Source organism: Haloarcula pellucida (assembly GCF_014647235.1).
GTDB classification, from domain to species: domain Archaea; phylum Halobacteriota; class Halobacteria; order Halobacteriales; family Haloarculaceae; genus Haloarcula; species Haloarcula pellucida.
Map to the genome: position 1 here is coordinate 48,067 of NZ_BMOU01000001.1, position 21,315 is coordinate 69,381.

At 67.1% G+C, this 21,315-nt stretch carries 18 protein-coding genes; 8 read left to right on the forward strand and 10 right to left on the reverse strand.

The features are described from left to right. Nucleotides 1–6: 6 nt before the first annotated feature. Nucleotides 7–726 (reverse strand): phosphoglycerol geranylgeranyltransferase, encoded by a 720-nt coding sequence (locus IEY28_RS00325; protein WP_188993480.1) that lies wholly within the window; start codon nt 724–726, stop codon nt 7–9. Nucleotides 727–863: 137 nt separating this feature from the next. Between IEY28_RS00325 and IEY28_RS00330 the strand changes: the two genes are divergently transcribed. Both IEY28_RS00330 and IEY28_RS00335 read left to right on the forward strand, forming a co-directional pair. Then, nucleotides 864–1,265: a Rieske (2Fe-2S) protein gene (locus tag IEY28_RS00330; protein WP_188993483.1), complete on the forward strand. Its 402-nt coding sequence runs from the start codon at nt 864–866 to the stop codon at nt 1,263–1,265. 10 nt (nt 1,266–1,275) lie between these two features. After that, nucleotides 1,276–1,479: a hypothetical protein gene (locus IEY28_RS00335; protein WP_188993485.1), complete on the forward strand. Its 204-nt coding sequence runs from the start codon at nt 1,276–1,278 to the stop codon at nt 1,477–1,479. 110 nt (nt 1,480–1,589) lie between these two features. Here IEY28_RS00335 and IEY28_RS00340 read toward each other — a convergent pair whose 3' ends face one another. After that, the gene (locus tag IEY28_RS00340) at nt 1,590–4,127 is read right to left on the reverse strand and encodes a DNA topoisomerase I (protein ID WP_188993486.1); all 2,538 of its coding nucleotides are present in this window, start codon (nt 4,125–4,127) and stop codon (nt 1,590–1,592) included. A 355-nt stretch (nt 4,128–4,482) separates the two neighbouring features. Between IEY28_RS00340 and gltB the strand changes: the two genes are divergently transcribed. Both gltB and IEY28_RS00350 read left to right on the forward strand, forming a co-directional pair. Then, a complete protein-coding gene (gene gltB / locus IEY28_RS00345; protein ID WP_229783054.1) occupies nt 4,483–9,003 on the forward strand; it encodes a glutamate synthase large subunit in 4,521 nt (1,506 codons plus the stop codon). Continuing rightward, nucleotides 8,996–10,468 (forward strand): glutamate synthase subunit beta, encoded by a 1,473-nt coding sequence (locus IEY28_RS00350; protein WP_188993491.1) that lies wholly within the window; start codon nt 8,996–8,998, stop codon nt 10,466–10,468. Before gltB ends, IEY28_RS00350 begins: the two co-directional genes overlap by 8 nt. On the opposite strand, the gene IEY28_RS00355 is transcribed toward IEY28_RS00350, so the two are convergent. Both IEY28_RS00355 and IEY28_RS00360 read right to left on the reverse strand, forming a co-directional pair. Next, on the reverse strand, nt 10,465–10,929 hold the full coding sequence (locus IEY28_RS00355; RefSeq protein WP_188993493.1) for a GNAT family N-acetyltransferase: 465 nt from the start codon (nt 10,927–10,929) through the stop codon (nt 10,465–10,467). The genes IEY28_RS00350 and IEY28_RS00355 overlap by 4 nt on opposite strands. Nucleotides 10,930–10,986: 57 nt before the next feature. Beyond that, on the reverse strand, nt 10,987–12,390 hold the full coding sequence (locus IEY28_RS00360; protein ID WP_188993495.1) for an aryl-sulfate sulfotransferase: 1,404 nt from the start codon (nt 12,388–12,390) through the stop codon (nt 10,987–10,989). A gap of 144 nt (nt 12,391–12,534) precedes the next feature. Here IEY28_RS00360 and IEY28_RS00365 point away from each other — a divergent pair, with 144 nt between their 5' ends. Next, nucleotides 12,535–13,086, forward strand: coding sequence for a hypothetical protein (locus tag IEY28_RS00365; RefSeq protein ID WP_188993497.1), 552 nt, complete (start codon nt 12,535–12,537; stop codon nt 13,084–13,086). On the opposite strand, the gene IEY28_RS00370 is transcribed toward IEY28_RS00365, so the two are convergent. Both IEY28_RS00370 and gatB read right to left on the reverse strand, forming a co-directional pair. Further along, nucleotides 13,083–13,943 carry a hypothetical protein gene (locus IEY28_RS00370; protein WP_188993499.1) on the reverse strand — a complete coding sequence of 287 codons (861 nt, stop codon included), beginning with the start codon at nt 13,941–13,943 and terminating at the stop codon, nt 13,083–13,085. The two genes, IEY28_RS00365 and IEY28_RS00370, sit on opposite strands and share 4 nt — an antisense overlap. A 281-nt stretch (nt 13,944–14,224) precedes the next feature. Continuing rightward, entirely contained in the window at nt 14,225–15,742 is a 1,518-nt protein-coding gene (gene gatB / locus IEY28_RS00375; RefSeq protein ID WP_188993501.1) for an Asp-tRNA(Asn)/Glu-tRNA(Gln) amidotransferase subunit GatB, read from the reverse strand. Between the two features lie 138 nt (nt 15,743–15,880). On the opposite strand from gatB, the gene IEY28_RS00380 reads away from it, so the two are divergent. Both IEY28_RS00380 and IEY28_RS00385 read left to right on the forward strand, forming a co-directional pair. Then, the gene (locus tag IEY28_RS00380) at nt 15,881–16,231 is read left to right on the forward strand and encodes a nuclear transport factor 2 family protein (protein ID WP_188993504.1); all 351 of its coding nucleotides are present in this window, start codon (nt 15,881–15,883) and stop codon (nt 16,229–16,231) included. A gap of 312 nt (nt 16,232–16,543) precedes the next feature. Beyond that, the gene (locus IEY28_RS00385) at nt 16,544–17,563 is read left to right on the forward strand and encodes a sugar phosphate isomerase/epimerase family protein (protein ID WP_188993506.1); all 1,020 of its coding nucleotides are present in this window, start codon (nt 16,544–16,546) and stop codon (nt 17,561–17,563) included. 56 nt (nt 17,564–17,619) lie between these two features. Here IEY28_RS00385 and IEY28_RS00390 read toward each other — a convergent pair whose 3' ends face one another. Genes IEY28_RS00390 through IEY28_RS00405 form a run of 4 tightly spaced genes read right to left on the reverse strand, consistent with a single transcriptional unit; the run spans nt 17,620 to nt 20,629 of the window. Continuing rightward, on the reverse strand, nt 17,620–18,330 hold the full coding sequence (locus IEY28_RS00390; protein ID WP_188993508.1) for a 2-oxo acid dehydrogenase subunit E2: 711 nt from the start codon (nt 18,328–18,330) through the stop codon (nt 17,620–17,622). Continuing rightward, entirely contained in the window at nt 18,327–18,587 is a 261-nt protein-coding gene (locus IEY28_RS00395) for a lipoyl domain-containing protein (RefSeq protein ID WP_188993510.1), read from the reverse strand. Before IEY28_RS00395 ends, IEY28_RS00390 begins: the two co-directional genes overlap by 4 nt. Before the next feature lie 3 nt (nt 18,588–18,590). Then, on the reverse strand, nt 18,591–19,616 hold the full coding sequence (locus IEY28_RS00400; protein WP_188993512.1) for an alpha-ketoacid dehydrogenase subunit beta: 1,026 nt from the start codon (nt 19,614–19,616) through the stop codon (nt 18,591–18,593). Then, nucleotides 19,616–20,629, reverse strand: coding sequence for a thiamine pyrophosphate-dependent dehydrogenase E1 component subunit alpha (locus IEY28_RS00405; protein WP_188995649.1), 1,014 nt, complete (start codon nt 20,627–20,629; stop codon nt 19,616–19,618). The genes IEY28_RS00400 and IEY28_RS00405 overlap by 1 nt, the downstream gene beginning before the upstream one ends. Nucleotides 20,630–20,958: 329 nt before the next feature. Between IEY28_RS00405 and IEY28_RS00410 the strand changes: the two genes are divergently transcribed. Then, a complete protein-coding gene (locus tag IEY28_RS00410) occupies nt 20,959–21,297 on the forward strand; it encodes a DUF7518 family protein (protein WP_188993514.1) in 339 nt (112 codons plus the stop codon). Nucleotides 21,298–21,315 lie beyond the last annotated feature (18 nt).

Consider the following 21,315-nt stretch of genomic DNA (forward strand, 5'->3'; position numbering starts at 1 on the left):
TACCCGCTATCGGTCGGCCGTCGCGGCCTTCGCGTCCTGTGCGCCCTTTACCGTCTCTCGCACGGCGTCGACGCCCTCGTCGTGGACGAGGTCGCCGACGACGATGGTGTCCGCGTGCTGGGCCATCGTCCGCGCGGAGTCGTAGTCGTGGATGCCGCCGCCATAAAAGAGGGTGGCGTCGTCTAAGATGTCGGCCGCGGCGGCGACTTTCTCGGTGTCGCCGAGCATCCCGGAGTACTCGACGTAGACGATTTCCTGCCCGAGCAGGTGTTCGGCGGCCTCGGCGTAGGCGGCCACCTCGTCGGCGTCTAGGTCGCAGTTGGCCTGCGTGTAGGCTGCGACGGAGGCGTCGGGGTTCATCACGATGTACGCCTCGGTGAAGGTCCGAGACCAGTCGATCTCGTCGTCGATGCGAATCCACTCCTTGTGGGCGCCGGTGATCCACGTCACGTCGCCGGCGTTCATCACGACGGGGATGAGGTAGCCGTCGTGGCGGTCGCTGTGGACGACGGAGGCGGGGTTCGACGGTTCGATGTAGACGGGGATGTCGTACTTCCCACAGGCGTCGACGACCCGCTTCATCTTCTCCTCGGTCATCCCGGTGGTGCCACCGACCTCGATGGCGTCGGTACCGGTCGCCGCCACGTCCTCGAACGTCTCGCCGTCGACCAGCGTCTTGTCCGGGTCGATTTTGACGATGTGGTCCCAATCCGCCCAGTCGCTCATACCGCTTTGACTTTTGCCTGTGGGCATAACGGCTTCGGATGGCGGAACCGTCCTATAGACACGTTCACACGGACACCCGACCTTCGTGGAGTGAGTGTACCAGCAGTTCTTAGCCGCTCGCGGCCCAGCACTGCCCTATGCAGCAACTCACGACCGTCGAAACGGTCCACGACACCGGGTCGTACCTGTTCACCGCGACGGGGCCCTACGGCGACCGCGAGGAAGTCGTCGTCGTGCCCTGCGAGGACGGCGTCGAGGCGTGGGTCAACCGCTGTACCCACGAGAACCAGCGCTTCGACACCGGCCGAGGGGTCCCGATGCGCGACGGACAGTTACGCTGCCCGCGTCACGGGTCGCTGTTCGACGCCTGCGAGGGCGACTGTGACAACGGCGAGGCCGCGGGGACGACCCTGCCGGGCGTCGACGTCGCCGAGCGTCACGGCACCGTCTTCCTCGTGGACGACGACTACGAGTTCCATCACGAGGGCGGCACGGACGACGACGAGGGACCGAGTTCCTCCTCGCACCTACAGCTGTGACCCAGTGCGGATGACCGACGACAGCGACGCGAACGTCATCGACCGCGATGCCCTCCGTGCGGGCCGCGTGGAGTGTCCGCTCTGTGGCCGGCAACTCGTCGATCCGATGGCACACGCCGTGGTCTACGGGGCCGTCGACGCCGTGACGGCCGAGAACGCCGACGCTGTCGAGTGTCCGGTCTGTGACGGCGTGACGTTCGTCGTCGACGACTGATACTGGTGGCTGTAACAAACTGAAGTACTTCGCCACCCCGGGGTGGCGAATATCGTTACGAACTTACAGCCACCAGTATGAGAAGCAGGCGGTCGGAAACGCGGACGCGTTCAGGCTTCGAGTTCGGACTGCCAGTCTTGTACCTGCCCCGCGCTCACGCCCTGCACCTCGGCAGCGATGCCGTCGGGGTCGGCCGCCCGCAGGTCCTCCAGCGATTCGATGCCAGCGGCGGCGAGTTTATCCGCCGTCGCGGCCCCGATACCGTTCAGGTCTTCTAAGTCCTCGACGGCGTTGCGGGCCTGATACTCCTCGAAGTTACAGATGGGACAGCCCAGTTCCCACGGGTCGTCGCTGTCGGGGTCGACGACGAGTTCCGGGAGGTCGTGCTCCTCGCAGAACTCCTCGGTGACCTCGATGTCGCCGTTGCGGGGGAGCGGCAACGAGTAGTCGCAGTCAGGGTAGCGCGTACACCCGACCAGCCGGGACCCCGAACGGAGGTGTTTGATGGCGAGTTCGCCGCCTTCCTCCGCGTCGCCTCCTTCGGCGGCGTCACCGCCTTCGTCTCGTTGCTCCGCCGGAGCAACGCCACACTCGGGACAGGGACCGATGACTTCGTCGTCGCTCTCGTCGGCCTTCTCGGCCTCACAGCGGGGACAGCCGTGGACGAAGGTGTCGCGGCCGGCGAGCATCTTCACGTGGTGCATGTCGTGTTCTTCACACGTCTCGTCCAGCACGAGCGGCTCGCCCGTCGACGGGAGCGGTAGCGTGTTCCGACACTCCGGGAAGCCGTCACAGCCGACGAAGTACGACCCCTGTCTGGAGCGCCGGACGAGCATGCTCTCGCCGCACTCGGGACACGGGCCCAGCGTCTTGTCAGCTTTCAGTGACTCCTGTAAGTGCTCGCCGATTTCCTCACGAGAGGCCGCCAGTTCGTCGAACACTTCCTGGAGCATCTCGCGGGACTCGTCGGCCACCTCTTCGAGGGTCGCCTCGCCGTTGGCGATGCGGGTCATGTCCCGCTCTAACTGGGCGGTCATGTCGTCGCTGACGACGCGGTCGGCGAACTCCTCGGCGGCCTCTACGACGGCGTTGGCGAGCGCCGTCGGCCGCGGCGGGTCGCCCTCGATGTAGCCGCGGTCGTACAGTTTCTCTAAGGTGTTGTGCCGGGTCGCCTTCGTCCCCAGTCCGAGGTCCTCCATCGTCTCGATGAGGCGAGACTGGCCGTAGCGCCGCGGCGGCTGGGTCTGTTTGGCGTCCAGTCGGACCTCCGAGATGGAGAGTTCCTCGCCCTCTTCGACGTCGGGGACGTGGTTCTCGCTGGCGCTGGAGTAGGGGTAGACGGCGTGGTAGCCCGGTTCGACCAGCCGTTTGCCGTTGGCCTTCAGCGAGCGGCCGCCGGCCTCGCTGACGACGCGTAGGCGCTCCCACGTCGCGGCTTCGGCCACCGTCGCGAAGAAGCGCCGGACGACGAGCTCGTATATCTCCCACTCGTCCTCGGATATGTCTGCCTTCGAGGGTATCTCTCCGGTCGGGTGAATCGGCGGGTGGTCGGTCGTCTCCTCGTCGCCCTCGGTGGCGACGATGTCGTCCTGTTCGAGCAGGGACTCTGCGTCCTCGCCGAAGGTCGGCGAGCCGACGAACTCGTCCAGCAGGACGTCCTCCTCCAGATCGTCGGGGTAGACGGTGTTATCCGTCCGGGGATAGGTCATGTAGCCGGCGGTGTACAGTTCCTCGGCGATGGACATCGCGCGCTGGGCGGAGTAACCGAGCGAACTGGCCGCAGAGATGAAGGCGGTGGTGTTGAACGGCGTCGGCGGACTGTCGGTCCGGGTACGCCGGCGGACGCTCGTCACGGTGGCCGCGTCGACGCTCGTCAGGTCGGCGTAGGCGGCGTCGGCGTCGGCCTCGTTCCAGACGCGTTCGGCCTCGCTGCCGTCGTCGTCGTAGAAGTACTGGGCCTCGAAGCCCGACCCGTTCTTCTGGAGGTCGGCGAATATCTCCCAGTAGTCCTCGGGGTCGAACGCCTCGATTTCGCGTTCGCGGTCGACGATGAGTTTCAGCGTCGGGGACTGGACTCGGCCCACAGAGATGAAGTCGTCGCCCAACTGCCGGGCCGACAGCGAGAGGAAGCGGGTCAGCGCCGCGCCCCACACGAGGTCGATGATCTGGCGGGCCTCGCCGGCGGCCGCGAGGTCGAAGTCTATCTCCTCGGCGTCGGCGAAGGCGTTGCGGACCTCGCGCTCGGTAATCGAGGAGAAGCGCACGCGCGAGACGGGGATGTCCGTCTCCTCGCGGATGAGTTCGTACGCTTCCTTCCCGATGAGTTCGCCCTCGCGGTCGTAGTCTGTCGCGACCACGGCCTCGTCGGCCCGGCGAGAGAGCGTCTTCAGCGTCGTGACGATGTTCTCTTGGGTCGGTTCCTTGGTCACCTCGGCGTCGATGAGTTCGGCGGGTTCGACGTCGCGCCAGTCGTTGTACTCGGGCGGGAAGTCGACGCCGACGACGTGCCCCGAGAGGCCGACGACGCGGGTGTCGCCCCACCGATAGACGTTGACGCCGTTCCGTCGCTCGGCCGTCGCGCTCCCCTCCGAGAGGATTTCGGCGATGCGGCGGGCGGCGTTGTCCTTCTCCGTGATGATCAGTTCCATCGGACACCACCTGCGGTAGTCATTAGCGGTCGCTACGCCCGGAGACGTTCTAAAGACTTTCGGCGAAAATCGGCCGACAGCGCGGGTGTGCGGGCGCTTGCGGGCGCACCTACACGCACGCGCGGTGGGGGCTGATAGGTCGGCACGCGCCGGGTACCACCATCCAAACGGTCGCTCGGATACGACACCGGCATTAAATAATATATTGGTGTATTGACGATACTAGTGTGTTATTAGTTAACTTTTAACAATGTGGGGTGCCTTGACCCGCTCGTCCCAGTATCGACGTGACCCGGTCCGGCGGTCGACGAGGCGTCGGCGACGCACACCAGTCCACGACGTTCCGATAGCGACCGTGAGAAGGACCGGCACCGACGCACCGCTGTCCGACCCCCACGACCAGCGTGCGAACTGTGGCGTGGGCGTCCTCGTCAACCTCGACGGGCGGCGAACGCACGCCGTCGTCGAGGACGGGTTCGAGGTGCTGGAGAACCTCGACCACCGCGGCGCACGCGGCGCGGAGGCGAACACCGGCGACGGGGCGGGGATGCTCGTCCAGAAGCCCCACGCCTTCTTCGCCGACGTCGTCCCCGACCTCGGCGGCTACGACGAGTACGGCGTCGGAATGGTGTTCCTCCCACAGGACCCCGACGAGCGCGACCGGTTCCGTGACCTACTGGAGAGCGCGGCCGCCGACGAGGGCTTCGAGGTGGTCGCGTGGCGCGAGGTACCGACGGACAACACCGGCCTCGGGAAGACGGCGCTGGACAGCGAACCCGCCGTCTGGCAGGTGTTCGTCGAACCGACGGACTCGCTCGCCCCCGATGACCTCGACACGCGTCTGTACGTCCTGCGCCGGGTCGTAGAACGGCGGGTCGACGAGCGGAACCCGCCCGGCGCGGACCGCTTCTACGTATGCTCGCTGGACCGCCGGACCGTCGTCTACAAGGGCCTGCTGACGAACGGCCAACTCCGGTCGTACTACCCCGACCTCTCGGACGAGCGGGTCCGAACGAGGCTCGTCTTCGTCCACGCGCGGTTCTCGACGAACACGCTCGGCGCGTGGGAACTGGCCCACCCCTACCGGAAGGTCGTCCACAACGGCGAGGTCAACACCCTCCGGGGCAACCTCAACTGGATGGCCGCCCGCGAGTCCGACCTCGACAGCCCCGTGCTGGGCGAGGCCGTCGAGAAACTGACGCCCGTCACCCACGCCGACCAGAGCGACACGGCCGTCGTCGACAACGTCCTCGAACTCCTCGTCGAGGGCGGCCGCCCCCTTCCGCATGCCCTCCGGATGCTGGTCCCCGAGGCGTGGCACGGCGACGACGCCATGGACGACGACCGGCGGGACTGGTACCGCTACCACGCGACCGTCAGCGAACCGTGGGACGGCCCCCTCCTCGTCGCGGCGACCGACGGTGACCGCGTCGGCGCGGTGCTGGACCGTAACGGTCTGCGCCCCTGTCGGTACTACGTCACGACCGACGACCGACTGGTGATGGCCAGCGAGACGGGCGTCCTCGATGCGGACCCCTCGGAAGTGGTCACGAAAGACCGCCTCCAGCCCGGGCAGATGTTCTACGCCGACCCCGACGAGGGTCGCATCGTCCCCGACGAGGAGGTGTTCGACCGCCTCACCGACGAGGACTACGGCGCGTGGGTGTCCCGCGAGCGAGTCGACCTCTCGGACCTCGTGGACGGGAGCGACCCGCCACCGTCGCCGCCAGCGGACGCCGACGTCCGCGCTCGGCAGCGAGCCTTCGGCTACACGCGCGAGCATCTGGACCGCCTCGTCGAACCGATGGCCGAGGCGGGCAGTGACCCCATCGGCGCGATGGGCAACGACACGCCGCTGTCCGTGCTCTCGGAGCGCAACAAGACCCTCTTTACGTACTTCAAACAACTGTTCGCGCAGGTGTCGAACCCGCCGTTGGACTACATCCGCGAGGACGTCGTCACCTCCCTGTACACCCACGTCGGCCGCCAGCGGAACCTGCTCGGCGAGACGCCGGCCCACGCCCGACGCCTGTTCTGCGAGTCGCCGATACTCACCCGCGAGGAACTCGCCGCCGTCGAGAACGTCGACGAGAACGGCATCCGCGCCGCCACGATAGACCTCACCTACGAGAAGGGAGCGACGACCCTCGCACCCGCCGTCGAACGCGTCCGCGAGGCCGCCGACGCGGCCATCGACGACGGGTGCGAGGTGCTCGTCCTCTCGGACCGGGCCGTCGGCCCCGACCGCGTGCCGATTCCGTCGTTGCTCGCCGTCGGCGCGGTCCACCACCACCTCGTCCGCACCGGCCGTCGCACGCACGTCGGGGTGGTCCTCGACTCCGGCCAGCCGTGTGCGGTCCACCACGTCTGCACGCTCGTCGGCTACGGGGCCGACGCGCTCTGTCCGTCCCTCGCCTACGAGAGCATCGACGCGATGGTCGCGGACGGCGTGCTGGAGTGCGACCGTGAGGAGGCGCTGGCGGCCTACCGGCACGCCCTCGACGACGGCCTCCAGAAGGTGATGGCGAAGATGGGCATCTCGACGCTGTCGAGTTACAAGGGCGCGCAGGTGTTCGAGGCCGTCGGCCTGGACTCCGGGTTCGTCGCGGAGTACTTCGCGGGGACGACGGCCCGCACGGAGGGCATCGACGTCGACGACTTGGAGGCCGACGTGCTCGAACGCCACCACCACGCCTTCGAGGCCGACGCCGGCACGACCCTCGACCCCGGCGGCGAACTCTACTGGCGGCGCGACGGCGAGTTCCACCAGTGGAACCCCAACACCATCGGCAAACTCCAGTACGCCGCACAGGCCGGCGACTTCGCGGCCTATCGGGAGTTCGCCGAGATGGTGAACGACCAGCAGGAACGACTCCAGACGCTCCGGGGCCTCCTCGAACTCGACACCGAGAGCCGTGAGTCGGTCCCGCTCGAAGCGGTGGAACCCGTCCACAGCATCGTCGAGCGGTTCTTCACCGCCTCGATGTCGTTCGGGTCGCTCAGCAAGGAGGCCCACGAGACGCTGGCCGTCGCGATGAACCGCATCGGCGGGACCGCCTGCTCCGGCGAGGGCGGCGAACCCGTCGAGCGGTTCGGCACCGAACGCGAGTGCGGGAACAAGCAGGTCGCCTCGGGCCGGTTCGGCGTCACCGCGACGTATCTGGCCAACGCCGACCACCTCGGCATCAAGATGGCGCAGGGGTCGAAACCCGGCGAGGGCGGTCACCTCCCCGGCGAGAAGGTCAACGAGATAATCGCCGAGACGCGCAACACGACCCCCGGCGTCCCGCTCATCTCGCCACCGCCCCACCACGACATCTACTCCATCGAGGACCTCGCGCAACTCGTCCACGACCTGAAGTGTGCGAACGCCGACGCCGACGTCCACGTCAAACTCGTCTCCGAGGCCGGCGTGGGCATCATCGCCGCCGGCGTCGCGAAGGCGAAGGCCGACGCCGTCCTGATAAGCGGCCAGTCGGGCGGCACCGGCGCGTCGCCGAAGACGAGCATCAAGTCCGCCGGGTTGCCGTGGGAACTCGGCATCGCAGAGGCGAACCAAATTCTCCGGGCGAACGACCTGCGCTCGCGCATCCGGGTCCGCGTCGACGGCGGCATGAAGACCGGCCGGGACGTCGTCGTGGCGGCGCTGTTGGGTGCCGAGGAGTACGGCTTCGGGACCGCACCGCTCGTGACCTGTGGCTGTATCATGCTCCGGAAGTGCCACTGCAACACCTGCTCGGTCGGCGTCGCCACGCAGGACCCGGACCTCCGGGAGAAGTTCCCCGGCCGACCCGCGTACGTCGTGAACTACGTGACCTGCATCGCACAGGAGGTCCGGGAGTACATGGCCGAACTGGGCGTCCGGTCGATGGACGACCTCGTCGGCCGGGTGGACCTGCTCTCCCAACGCGAGGTGAGCCACGACCGCGCCGCGTCGGTGGACCTCTCGGCGCTCCTGACCGTCCCCGAGGGCGGCGGCCGCCGACAGACCCGGACACAGGACCACGGACTGGACGAGAAACTCGACCACGAACTCCTCGACCGCGCCAGACCGGCGCTGGAACGCGGCGAGTCCGTCGACGTCTCGCTCCCGATTCGCAACCGGGGCCGGACGGTCGGAGCGATGCTGAGTTCCGAAGTCGCCGACCGCTACGGCGAGGCGGGCCTCCCCGACGACACCGTCACCGTCGAGTTCGAAGGGTCGGCCGGTCAGAGCTTCGGGGCGTTCCTCGCGTCGGGGGTCACGCTCTCGCTGGCCGGCGACGCGAACGACTACGTCGGGAAGGGACTCTCCGGCGGGAAACTCGTCGTGCGGACGCCAGACGAGGCGGCCTACGACGCGACCGACAACGTCGTGATCGGCAACGTCGCGCTGTACGGCGCGACCGACGGCGAGGCCTACGTCAACGGCGTCGCGGGCGAGCGGTTCGCCGTCCGCAACTCCGGCGTGACGGCGGTCGTCGAGGGCGTCGGCGACCACGGCTGTGAGTACATGACCGGCGGCGTCGTCGTCGTGCTGGGCGACACCGGCCGGAACTTCGCCGCGGGGATGTCCGGCGGCGAGGTGTACGTCCTCGACAGGGACGGCCGGTTCCGCGACCGGGTCAACACCGGGATGGTCCACTTCGACCCACTGGACGACCGGGACCGCCGCCTCGTCAGACGGATGGTCGAGAACCACTACCGCTACACCGGCAGTGACCGCGCCCGCGAGGTGCTGGACGACTGGGAGACGGCCGTCGCGCAGTTCGTGAAGGTGATGCCGGACGCCTTCGCCGCCGTGCTGGACGACCGACTCGCCGAGGGGGAGGACCCGCGGGCGTCGCTCCCGCCGGAACCAGCGGCCGCCGCAGAACGGGTGACCACAGATGACTGAGCCACATCCGAACGGCTGGCGCGACCACGACCGAGCGGACATCGAGAAGCGCGACCCGGCGGAGCGGGCCGACGACTTCGACGAAATCTGGCAGGAGACGTGGGACGCCGAGACGCTCCGCGAGCAGGGGAAACGGTGCATGGACTGTGGCGTCCCCACCTGCATGAGCGGGTGCCCCATCGGCAACGTCGTTCCCGAATGGAACGACCTCGTCTACCGCGACGACTGGAAGCGGGCGCTGGACCGTCTCCACGAGACCAACAACTTCCCGGAGTTCACGGGCTACACCTGCCCGGCCCCCTGCGAGAGCGCCTGCGTCCTCGCGTACAACGACGACCCGGTGACCATCAAGAGCATCGAGCGCGCCATCGTCGACGTGGGGTGGGCGGAGGGGTGGATTACGCCCGAACCGCCGGCCGAGCGGACCGAGTACCACGTCGGCGTCGTCGGGAGCGGTCCGGCGGGACTGGCCGCCGCCCAGCAACTCGCCCGCGTGGGCCACCGCGTCACGGTGTACGAGCGAGACGACGCGGTCGGCGGCCTCATGCGCTACGGCATCCCCGACTTCAAGTTCCGGAAGTCCCGCATCGACCGCCGAACCGACCAGCTACGGGCCGAGGGCGTCACCTTCCAGACGAATACCGAAGTCGGGAGCGACGTCGCGGCCGACACCCTCGTCGCGGACCACGACGCCGTCTGCCTCGCCGTCGGCGCACAGCGCCAGCGGGACATCGACCTCCCGGGGCGTGACCTCGACGGCGTCCACTTCGCGATGGAGTACCTCCGCCAGACGAACCGCGAACAGGCGGGCGACGACGCCGAACGGATTCCGGTCGAGGGGCGCGACGTCGTCGTGCTGGGCGGCGGCGACACCGGGGCCGACTGCGTGGCGACGGCCCACCGGCACGGGGCGTCACAGGTCGTCCAGATAGGCATCCGGGAGCGACCGCCCGAGGAACGGCCGCCGAACAACCCGTGGCCCGAGCAACCGAAGACCTACCACGAGACCTACGCACAGGAGGAAGACGGGAGCGAGGCGTTCGGCGTCGACACGCAGGCGTTCGTCGACACCGACGGCGACGGCCACGTCGACTGTCTCGACGCCGAGCGGGTCGAGTGGAGCTACGACGAGGACGGTGCGCGCGCCGAAAAGACCGTCGTCGACCCCTCGCTGGAGATCTCCGCCGACGTCGTGTTCGTCGCTATCGGGTTCACCGGTCCCACGAACAACCCGTTCGAAGACCTCGGGGTCGAACGGGCCGCAGACGGCACCTTCCAGACGGACGAGCGGAAGATGACGGCCGTCGAAGGGGTGTTCGCCGCCGGCGACGCGACCCGTGGGCAGTCCCTCGTCGTCTGGGCCATCGGCGAGGGGCGCGACGCCGCCCGACACGTCGACGCGTACCTCACCGGTGAGACGGACCTCCCGCCGAGTCTGGCGACGGACAACCCGCCGCTGCTCTAGTCCGGGGTGAGCGGTTTCGCCACGCGGACACGTCGCACGTCGCCGTCTCGCTCGACAGTCTCGCCTCGCTCGAACCCGTGTCGTTCGAAGAAGCCGACGGCGGTTCGCGGCGTGGCGGCGCGGAGGCGGTCGCGACCCGCCTCGCACGCCCGCCGTTCGAGCTGCTCCAGAAGCGTACTCCCGCACCCGCTGCCCTCGTGGTCCGGCGCGGTGTAGAGCGCGCCGAGTTCGCCCGTCTCGGTGTTCACCGCGCCGTAGCCGACGGCCGTGACCTCGCTCTCTACGACGAGGACGACCCACGCCGGGTCGGCTACCCACTCGGGCAGGCGGTCGTCCGGCGACGCCACGAGGTCCGCGAACACCGCGCGGTCGTACTCGCCGGTGAACGCGGCTTCGATTGCCTGTCGGCGAATCACGTCGAGTGCGGGGACGTCGGCGGCGGTGGCTTCGCGGACGTTCATGCGTGGTCGGACGGCGTGGCGTCCGTCGTCGGAATATCGGCCGCCTGCGGGTTGACTCTACCGTCCGGTCGCTCGGCCGGCCGTCGACCGCGCACTGGCCCACCGATAGCCGTACACGCCAACCTCGGTGAGAAGCCACCCGACCAGCAACAGACCGGCCAGCGCGGCGTAGAAGAGGTCCCACCCGCTCATCCACACCGGGCGGAGCCACGGCGCGTAGTGGCCCCACAGCGTCCCGAGTTCCTCGCCGACGCCCGACAGCGGCGTCCCGGCGGCCGTCGCGGTGATGAACGTCCCGACGCTCGTCTGCTGGCCGCTCCCGGCGACCAGTCCCGCGCTGCCGGTTATCTCGTAGGTCCCGGTCGCGTTCTGCTCGCGGATGGTCGGGCCGTTCGAGCCGTCTCCGTGAGCTACTCGCTCGGCGTCGTAGGGCCCCCACGTCGCGTAGTACTCCCAGACGATTTCGCCGGTCGGCGTCACCTCGATGACGCGGTGGTTCAGCGTGTCCGTGATGAGCGTGTTGCCGTTCGGGAGGCGGTCGGCGTCGCGCGGCCAGTTGAGCGAGTCCGACCCGACGGACCACGTCCGGGTCCACGTCCCGTTCGTGTAGGCGTACTCGACGACGCGGTTGTTGCCGCTGTCGGCCACGAGAATCGTCGGCGTCCCGTCCTCGCCTTCGAGGTAGTCGGGGTTGTGCTGTTCGCGCATGACGCTGTAGTTGTCGTCTTCGCCGAGTCGCCTATCGATGTCTTTGGTCGTCCGGTTGATGAGAAGCACTTGGTCGAAGTTTCGCGGCGAGACGAGGAACTGGTCGTCGCCGACCGGATCGACGTCGTTGCTGTGGGTCCAGTCGTCGTTCATCCCGCCGTCGGTACTGTTCGGGAAGTGGTTGCGGTAGCGCCAGCGCCACGTGACCGACTCCGTCGTCAGGTTGTAGACGACAATTTCGTCGTTGGACACTTGCTGACTCTCGTTCCACGCCCGCATGTGCGAGACGACCAGCGCGGTGTCGTTGAGTTTGTCCACGTCGTGGGTGTCCTCGTAGGGCAGCAACTGCTCCCACTCGCGCTCGTTCGTCTCGGGGTCCAGTTCGTAGACGAGGGTGTTGCCCGAACGCGGGGAGACGACCAGCAAGTTCCCGTTCGGAAGCGGGTCCACGTCGAAGAACCACGCGTCGGCCCCCTGCCGACTCTGGTAGGTCCAGTTCAACCCGCCGCGTTCGTCCAGCGCCACGAGTCGGGCGGGCTTCTTCGGGTTCGTGTTCCCGCGGAAGGTGTACCCCTGCGTACTGACGACTGTCTGGCCCTCGGCCGCGTCCGTGACCGTCCCACGCTGGAGCGCTTCGCTGTCACTTGGCTCGTAGGTCAGGGCGCTGACGACCGACGGCGTGAGCAACGCCACGACGACCAACAGGACGACGCCACGGATGAGCAGACGTCGCGGGGGGCGACTGGAGAGCACACTCGCCTTCAGAGGGTCCCGGGATTAAACGCTTCGAGACTTTTCGGATCAGTTGGCGTCGGTTCGTCGTCGGGTGTTCACCACCCGCACACGGCCGGTCCGAACTCCGATGCCCTCTTATCGCGCTCACCCGAACGCCGATGCATGGAGCGACGGACTGTCAGGATACTCCGGGCTGTCGCCGCCGCCCTCGTCTTCGCGACGGCGGCGTTTCACCTCCGGTGGGGCCTGCCGCGGAGCATCGTCTACTTTCAGGCCTACGGGCTGTTCCCATCTGGCGGTATCGTCCCGGACCCGCGGCCGTACCTCTTCGTCGTCTTCGCGGTGCTCCTGCTGTCCGGCCCCTATCTCGTGACTCGCCGGGTCGTCAGCCTCCGCAACGCCTACATCGGGGGGACCCTTCTGCTCCTCGGCTCTATCGCCGCGTGGGTGTTCTGGCACGCCACCGGTCACGGGGCCTTCCTCGCCGACGGGGCCCAAGCCGCATCCACGGCTGCGAGCGGTCACAGCCACGGGAGTCAGAGCACTGTGTTCCTCATCCTCGACCACTTCGACACGGAACCGCTGGAGACGGCCATCAAGACCATCGAGTTCCTCGGCGTCGCCATCTTCGTGACGCTGCTGTGGAAGGACCCGGCTATCGTCCCGAACGAGCGCGCAGAACGGGCCGAGGCCGACAGCGCCAGCGAGAGTTAGTCGTCGGTGGTCGTCGACTGCTCGGTGACGGTAATCGTCGCCGACCGCTGGCCGTCGGGCCACGACAACACGAGTTCGTACTCCTCGCCCGTCAACCGGCCTAGCGGTGCGCCGTCGCTTGCGCCCCACGTTATCCGTCCGGTGAAGCTCGCAGTCTCACCGGCCGCCACGTCGCGTTCTAGCAGCGTCGGCCACACCGTCGCCCGCGGGACAGTCGCCCGGAACGTTCCCGGTCCCGTCCCGACGTTGGCGACGGTAACGTCGGCGACCAACGAGTCGCCGGGCGAAACGGTATCGGGGAGCGTGAACTCGCGTACCTCGAAGGACGGGTCGCCAGTCAGTCGTTCACGCTGTGGGTTCGACAGGTCGTGTGACCATGCCTCGCCGTATTCGAGCGTCGCACTGTCTACGGTGTCGCGTACGTCCACGACGAACCCGGTGACAGTCTCGTCGTCGGCGACCCGGTCGGTCGAGTTCGCGATGGTCTCGAAGTCCGCGTAGGTGTCCCGGGGTGGTTTCGGGGCGTATCGCTCGCCGTCGACGACCAGCGAGAACGCCTCCGGGTCGACGCGACTCTCGTCGACGTACCTCGCGAACACCAACTGCGTCCCGTCGGGTGACCCCGAGACCATCCGACTGTCCACCATCGCAGTGTGGACGACGCTGTCGGTCACCCAGACGCCGCCGAGGTCGGGCGTCACGGCCTCGGTCTGTTCTGCGGTCGTCGTGGGTTCGGTCCGTTCCGCGGTAGTCGTGCTGGTCGCTGGCGAGTCGCTTCCGGTTCCGAGACAGCCACCGGCGGCGAGCAAGCCGGTACAGGCCGCGAGGACCGAGCGACGAGAGCGCTGGGAGGGCATACGCGGCGGCTACCGAGGGCGGTGGTAAATATCTTCTACCGGACGTCCGACTTCGCCTCGTCCGCGAAGAACCGCTCGCTGGTGGCGAGCAGTACGCTACTCTTCGCCCAGTTCTTCGCGCAACATCCCGTTGACTTCGCCGGGGTCCGCGCTGCCGCCCCACCTTTTGCGGCGTCGGGTTCGCGCTCCGCTCGCGAACCCCTCCTTGCAAAACGTGGGCGAAAAAGGCGCGAATCGCACGACGATTCGCGTGAAACTGCTCGCTGGTGGCGAGCAGTACGCTACTCTTCGTCCAGTTCCTCGCGCAACATCCCGTTGACTTCGCCGGGGTCCGCACTCCCGCCGGTCTTCTGCATCACCTGACCGACGAGGAAGTTCAGGGCGCCGCCCTCGCCGCTGTGGTAGTCGGCGACGGCGTCGGGGTTCTCCTCGATGGCCGCCTCGACGGCCTGCTGGACCTCGTCGCCGGAGGTCTTGCCCAGTCCTTCCCGCTCGACGACGGTGTCCGGGTCCTCGCCCTCGTCCAGCATGTCCCGGAGGACCGTCTCGCGGGCGTTCTTCGCGGTAATCTCGTCCTCGGCGACGAGTTCCACGAGGCGGGTGACCTCGTCGAAGCGGTCGTCGACGTCTGTAATCTCCATGTCACGGTAGTTCAGTTCACCGAGGAGGTTGTCGGCCACCCACGTCGCGGCGAGGCCGGCGTCGAATCGCTCGGCGACGCTCTCGAAGAAGTCCGCGACCTGCTTCGTGCTCGTGAGTTTCGAGGCGGCCTCCTCGGAGAGGCCGTACTCGGCGACGAAGCGCTCGCGGCGGGCGTCGGGCAGTTCCGGGATGGCGATCTCCGCTTTCCAACTCGACACGCGGAGCGGCGGGATGTCGGCCTCGCGGAAGTAGCGGTAGTCCTTCTCCTCCTCCTTCGAGCGCATGGAGACGGTGTTGCCGTGGGTCTCGTTGAAGTGACGGGTCTCCTGTTCGACGGCGCGACCCGACTGGATGAGTTTCCGCTGCCGGGAGGCCTCGAAGGAGAGGGCCTGTTCGGCGCCCTTGTGGCTGGAGATGTTCTTGACCTCGGTGCGGTTGGCGTCTTCGAGGACAGACTCGTCGATGTGGCCGTCCTCGCGCACCTCGTCGGCGTCGACCATCGAGAGGTTCGCGTCGATGCGCAGACTGCCGTCGCGGGTGGCGTCGAAGACGCCCAGATATTCGAGGACCTCCTCGAGCTTTTCGAGGAAGGCCCGCACCTCACCCGGGTCGCGGAAGTCCGGTTCCGTGACGATCTCCATCAGCGGCGTCCCGGCGCGGTTGTAGTCGATGAGCGTGTAGTCCGCACGCTCGATAGAGCAGGTCCGCGATTCGAGCGGGCCGGTCCCCTCGCGGACGTGCTTGATGGACCCGGGGTCCTCCTCCAGATGGGCGCGTCGGATGTCGACGGCCCGTCGCTCGCTCTCGACGCTGAACTCCAGTTCCCCGTCCTGACAGATGGGGGCGTCGTACTGCGTTATCTGGAAGTTCTTCGGGAGGTCTGGGTAGTAGTAGTTCTTCCGGTGGAAGGTCGTCTCCTCGGGGATGTCGGCGTCGATGGCCTTGCCCACCTTCACGGCGGCTTCGACGGCACCCTCGTTGACGACCGGCAGGGCGCCCGGCAGGCCCAGACAGACCGGACAGGTGTGGGTGTTCGGCTCGTCGGTTGGCTCTGTCGAGCACCCGCAGAATATCTTCGTCTCCGTCTCTAGCTGGACGTGGACCTCCAGCCCGATGACGGCCGCGAGTTCGCGGGACTCGGCGGCTTGCGCAGTCATTACCCGTCGTTCGGTGTCGGCTGGCTAAAGGGTAACGACCCCCGCCGGCGCGGTTCGCCGGACCGCTGCCCCCCGACCGCCACCGCCCGGTCGTTTCAACCGGTAGAAATATTTGTCACAAATGGTTAGTTGTATAACATGAGCGCGACCCAATCTGTGCTGGAGCACCATCTCGAAATGTTCGGCGAAGGCGACGTAGACGGCCTGATGAGCGACTACGCGGACGACGCCGTCTTCATCTCCGCGGACGGGATGCTGGTGGGCCACGACGACATCCGGTCGATGTACGAAGAACTCCTCCCGGAGTTCGACGACCCGTCGGTGTCGTTCTCGCTCGACGAACAGGTCGTCAGGGACGAGTACGCCTACATCGTCTGGCACGCGGAGACGCCCGAGAACGTCTACGAGTACGCCTCTGACACGTTCGTGATTCGTGACGGCGAAATCGTCGCTCAGACGCTCGCCGCCGACGTCTCGCCGAAAGACTGACGAGGCCACTACCCGACGATTCCGCCAGTTTTCGTTCCCTGCTCTCTCACCGGTCTTCAGAGTGCCTTCGCACGTCCCGACACGTCCGAGTCCCGGCTCTGCGACCGGCTTCCACAGAATCGGCCGACCGGACCCCTTCCTCGCGAGGAATCACACAATCAACGACAGACAGATGCGCAATAATAAGTTAGCTATTTTACAATTCCGGCGTAACTCCAGCGTTGCCCACTACGCCGACGCCGACGACGGACGACGATTTTTCGGACGGGCACTGGACAGCGCGACGACCGACCTTTCGAGCGATTCACACCAATGGAACCATACAGACGGGACGTACTCAAGGCGACAGGCGGGACGCTGACGGCCGCTGGCGGTATCGGCGGTGTCCACGCACAGCAAGACGACGGCGGACAGGCGGACGACGGACAGCAGGATGACGGCGGACAGCAAGGCGACGCGGATCTGCTGGCGAACACGTGGATGCACTCTGGCGGGACGACGCCGTTCAGGGGGGCACACGGCCACCGGAACTGGAGTCCGTGGCCCATCGCCCGACGAGCGGAGATGCTCAACGAAGTCGGGTTCAACGCTATCGGCCTCATCGCACCCGACATCCAGCACATCCTCGACTTCGAGTTCGCGGCCGAGAACAGGACGCAGGGCCTCCAACAACTGAACAGCGTACTTCAGCAGAACAACATCGACTTCGTCGAGCTGGAGTTCCTCACCGAGTGGCCCTTAGCGATGAACGACCCGCGCCGACAGGCCGAACAGGAGACGCGGCAGTTACTGCTCGAAGCGGCCGACGTCCTCGGCGCGAACCACATCAAGATAGGGAACATCAACGGCTATCCGGTGGCGATGGAGGACCTCCAGCAGCGGTTCGCACAGGTGAGCGACCAGTTCGCACAGGTCGACGCGGAGGTCGGACTGGAGTTCTTCCCGGTGGACCCCAACGTCCAGACCATCCCGCAGGCGCTCGAAGCCACCTCACAGACCGACAACGGCGGCCTCTATCTGGATCTGTGGCACAACATGAAACTCGGCGTCGACTTCGAGAACATCCGCTCGCTCTCCGGCGGCGACATCGTGGCCGTGGAGTTCAACGACGGCTACGTCGAGACCACGATGTCCTTCCTCGAAGAGACCATCAACCTGCGAAAGCTTCCCGGCGAGGGCGAGTTCCCTATCTCCGACTGGGTGAGCGCCGTCCGCGCCGGCGGATTCGACGGGCCGTGGGGTCTGGAAATCCTCTCCGAGGAGTTCCGGCGCTTCGAGATGGTCGACGCTTATCCGCGGGCGTTCGAGGCCGGCGCACAGTACGTACAGTAACCGCTCTCTCTCTTTTCGCCGCTTCTTCGATGTCGGTGCGGCCTCGACGCGGCGTCTCAGACGTACTGTTCGGCCGCGTCGAGGTGCTCTGCGAGCGTCCCGAGGAACCGGGCGGCGTCCGCCCCGTCGACGACCCGGTGGTCGAAGCTCAGGTCCAGCGGCATCTGTCGCCGGAAGACGACGTCGCCGTCGCCGTTCTGGGTGGCCCGCTCGGTGATGCGCCCGACGCCGAGGATGGCGATTTCGGGCGGGTTGATGATGGGGTCGAACGAGTCGACCCCGAGTGGCCCGAGGTTCGACACCGTGAACGTCCCGCCGCGGAACGTGCTCATCGTGTAGTCGCCGTCTCCGACGCGCTCGGTCAACTCGCGACGCTCGCTCGCGAGTTCGCCCAGCGACTTCGACCCGACGTCGGCGACGACGGGCGTGACGAGGCCGTCGTCGATGGCCACGGCGACGCCGACGTTGTGTTCCTCGTACAGCACGTGCGTCTCGTCCTCGAACGTGGCGTTGAACGCGGGGTGTTCGTCGAGCGTGTCCGAGAGCGCACAGAGGAGCACGTCGACCATCGAGGGGCTGACGCCGTCCTCGGTCGGGTCTGCGGCGGCGACGGCGCTCAACAGCCCCTCCGCGTCGACACTGCGATTGACGGTCACGTGGACGGCCTCCCGATAGCTCTCCTGTAACCGACTGGCGATGGTCTTGCGCATCGGACTCAGCGACCGCTCCTCGCGGACGGTTCGTTCCGCGGCTTCGTCGTCGCTCATGCTGGACTCACCCACGCGAGGGTGTCGCCGCGTGCGAACTCGTCGTCCTCGCCGCAGACGACCTCGACGAGCGTGCCGTCGGCCGGCGCGAGGACGTCGAGACTCACCTTCTCTATCTGGACCTCACACAGGCTCTCGCCTTCGGTGACGCTCGCGCCCTCCCGCGTGAACCAGTTGACGACGACGCCCTCGTCGCTGTCGGCGTCGTCGGGCCACTCTCCGACCGTCACCTCGACCCGGTCTGTGTCCCCGCTCATCGGTCACTGTGTCCGTTCGACCGCCGCTTCGATGTCGGCCACGTCCGGGACGACCTCGTTCTCTAGGGGCCGCGAGTACGGAATCGGCACGTCCGGGATGGCGAGTCGCTCGACGTTGTCGAGCGCGCCGAGGTTCTCCTCGGCGACGCTGGCCACGATCTCGCCCGTGACGCCGAACGAGCGGTAGTCCTCGTCGACGACGACGAGGTTCCCGGTCTTCTCGACGGACTCGACGACGGTGTCGGTGTCGAGTGGGACCAGCGACCGCAGGTCGACCACCTCCGCGCTGACGCCGTCGTCGGCCAGCGACTCGGCCGCCTCCAGCGCCCGGTGGACGTGCAGGCCGAGGGTGACGATGGTCACGTCGTCGCCCTCGCGTTTCACGTCCGCACTCCCGAAGGGGATGGTGTAGTCCTCCTCGGGGACGGGGGTCTTCGGCCCGTCGGGGGCCGGGAGCCACCCGATGCCCATCAGGCGCTTGTGGAACATGTACATCACCGGGTCGTCGTCCCGGATGGCGTTGTGCATCAGCCCCTTCGCGTCGTAGGCCGTCGACGGCACGACGACTTTCAGCCCGGGCACGTGCGCGAAGGTCCCGTACAGCGTCTGGGAGTGCTGGGCGGCGTCGTTGTAGGTGCCGCCGACGGCGGCGGTCAACACGAGCGGAACGCTCACGTTGCCGCCGCTCATGTACGTGTTCTTCGCCATCTGGTTGTATATCTGGTCCATCGCGACGCCGAAGAAGTCGACGAACATCAGTTCGGCGATGGGCCGCATCCCCTCCTGTGCGGCGCCGACGGCGGCACCGAGGTAGGCCGTCTCGCTGATGGGAACGTCCATGATGCGGTCGTAGCCGAACTCGTCTAAGAGGCCCTGCGTGGAGTCGAAGATGCCGCCGTAGTCGGCGACGTCCTCGCCCATGTAGAACACCTCCTCGTTCTCGCGCATCTCGTGGGCGATGGCCTCGACCATCGCCCTGCTCATGGTCAGTTCGCGTTCGATTACCTTCGAGTGTTCTTTCTGTGCCATCAGTCGTCACCCCCCGCGAGGTCGTACTCCGGTTCCGTGTCTGTCACGCCGCTCGGTGGATTGACGAACATATCTTCGTGTGCCGCGCTCGGGTCCGGTTCCGGCTGGTCTTTCGCGAAGTCAATTGCGTCCTCGACGCGTTCGTGGGCGTCGTCCCGCAGTTCCTCGATAGTCTCCTCGTCGACGCCGTGAGACTGCAGGTCGGCCTCCAGTCGGGCGATGCTGTCTCGCTCGGCGGCCGCCTCTTGGTCTTCCTCCGGGCGGTAGCTCTCGGGGTCGCCCATGAAGTGGCCCATCCGCCGGTGGACCTGCACCTCTATGAGCGTCGGCCCGTTCCGGTCGCGGGCGCGGCCGATGGCCTCTTTTGCGGCGTCGTAGATAGCGACGGCGTCGTCGTGGTCGACGCGGACGCCCGGCATGTCGAACCCACCGGCCCGCTGGGCTCCGTTCTCGACGTCCGTGACGCGGTCCTTGGGCATGCTGATGGCCCAGTCGTTGTCCTCGATGACGAAGACGACCGGCAGGTCGTGGACCGCCGCGAAGTTCAGCGACTCCAGGAACGCCCCCTGGTCGATGGCCCCCTCGCCGAGGTAGGCGACGGCGACGCTGTCGGTGTTGCGTTTCTTCGCGGCGAGTCCCGCACCGGCCGCCGGTGGGCACCCCTCCGCGATGATGCCACTACACGCGAAGTTGACGTCGGGGTCGAACAGGTGCATGTGGCCGCCCTTCCCCTTGCCGAGGCCCGTCTCGCGGCCGAATATCTCGGCGGTCATCCGCTCTAGGTCGACGCCCTTCGCGATGGCGACGTGGTGCGGTCTGTGCGTCGCCGTCACCGCGTCGTCGTCCCGAAGGTGTTGACAGACGCCGGCGGCCGCCGCCTCGTGACCGGCGGCGAGGTGTAACTCGCCGGGAATCGGTCCGGCCGAGATGTCGAACGCTGGCTGTTTCCCCTCCAGATACTCCTCCTGCAACCGCTCTTCGTAATGGCGGGCCGTCACCATGTCGACGTACATCTCTTGTAATTCGCTAACTGATACCATGGTAGCCCAACGTGAAGTTTAGACTGAGCTACATATAACGATAGGGGGTTCGACCGGACGGCGTCGCGGACGGGCCGCGCACCGCTCGGGCGACGGACCGATTCGAGCAACTGTCTCCGCGGCCACCTCTCTCGTCGGTCACTATCAGCCGTTCGAACATTGGACTCCGACCGAGGCGACAGTCCCCCGTCGACACCGCTACCGAGGGCCCTACGGCAGCGTTGGGCGTTCGGTCCGACGTATCAGATCCACTGCCAATGTCTGACGTAAGTTTATGACGATAGCGTGGCTGGGATTGTGATATGTGCGGCAACCGCGTCGAGGAACTAGAAGAGCAGGTTCAGGAACTGCAGGCTTCGGTCGAGGGGCTGACCGACGAACTCGTCGAGTGTAAGGTCCGCCTCCGCGAACTGGAGAACACAGTCGACGAGGACAGCGGCTTCGGGGCCGACGCCCACAACGGCAGCGCCCGGAACGAAGCCGTAGCGTCCGAGGAGACCACGACCAACGAGGAGGAGATTCTGACGCCGGAGGCCGACACACCTAACACGGAGGCCACCGACGACACCGACAAGGAGGCCGAGGCCGCGTCCGAGTCGGAGTCCGAGGAGGACTCCGGGTCCGACATCATCGTCGCGTAGGAGACGGCCAACTACCGC

Coding starts and splice junctions, on each gene's coding strand:
- IEY28_RS00370 (WP_188993499.1), bottom strand. CDS start 13,943: ATGCCCTCCCAGCGCTCTCGTCGCTCGGTCCTCGCGGCCTGTACCGGC.
- IEY28_RS00380 (WP_188993504.1), top strand. CDS start 15,881: ATGAGCGCGACCCAATCTGTGCTGGAGCACCATCTCGAAATGTTCGGC.
- IEY28_RS00325 (WP_188993480.1), bottom strand. CDS start 726: ATGAGCGACTGGGCGGATTGGGACCACATCGTCAAAATCGACCCGGAC.
- IEY28_RS00340 (WP_188993486.1), bottom strand. CDS start 4,127: ATGGAACTGATCATCACGGAGAAGGACAACGCCGCCCGCCGCATCGCC.
- IEY28_RS00405 (WP_188995649.1), bottom strand. CDS start 20,629: ATGTACGTCGACATGGTGACGGCCCGCCATTACGAAGAGCGGTTGCAG.
- gatB (WP_188993501.1), bottom strand. CDS start 15,742: ATGACTGCGCAAGCCGCCGAGTCCCGCGAACTCGCGGCCGTCATCGGG.
- IEY28_RS00330 (WP_188993483.1), top strand. CDS start 864: ATGCAGCAACTCACGACCGTCGAAACGGTCCACGACACCGGGTCGTAC.
- IEY28_RS00350 (WP_188993491.1), top strand. CDS start 8,996: ATGACTGAGCCACATCCGAACGGCTGGCGCGACCACGACCGAGCGGAC.
- IEY28_RS00355 (WP_188993493.1), bottom strand. CDS start 10,929: ATGAACGTCCGCGAAGCCACCGCCGCCGACGTCCCCGCACTCGACGTG.
- IEY28_RS00385 (WP_188993506.1), top strand. CDS start 16,544: ATGGAACCATACAGACGGGACGTACTCAAGGCGACAGGCGGGACGCTG.
- IEY28_RS00335 (WP_188993485.1), top strand. CDS start 1,276: ATGACCGACGACAGCGACGCGAACGTCATCGACCGCGATGCCCTCCGT.
- IEY28_RS00400 (WP_188993512.1), bottom strand. CDS start 19,616: ATGGCACAGAAAGAACACTCGAAGGTAATCGAACGCGAACTGACCATG.
- IEY28_RS00410 (WP_188993514.1), top strand. CDS start 20,959: ATGTGCGGCAACCGCGTCGAGGAACTAGAAGAGCAGGTTCAGGAACTG.
- IEY28_RS00395 (WP_188993510.1), bottom strand. CDS start 18,587: ATGAGCGGGGACACAGACCGGGTCGAGGTGACGGTCGGAGAGTGGCCC.
- IEY28_RS00390 (WP_188993508.1), bottom strand. CDS start 18,330: ATGAGCGACGACGAAGCCGCGGAACGAACCGTCCGCGAGGAGCGGTCG.
- IEY28_RS00365 (WP_188993497.1), top strand. CDS start 12,535: ATGGAGCGACGGACTGTCAGGATACTCCGGGCTGTCGCCGCCGCCCTC.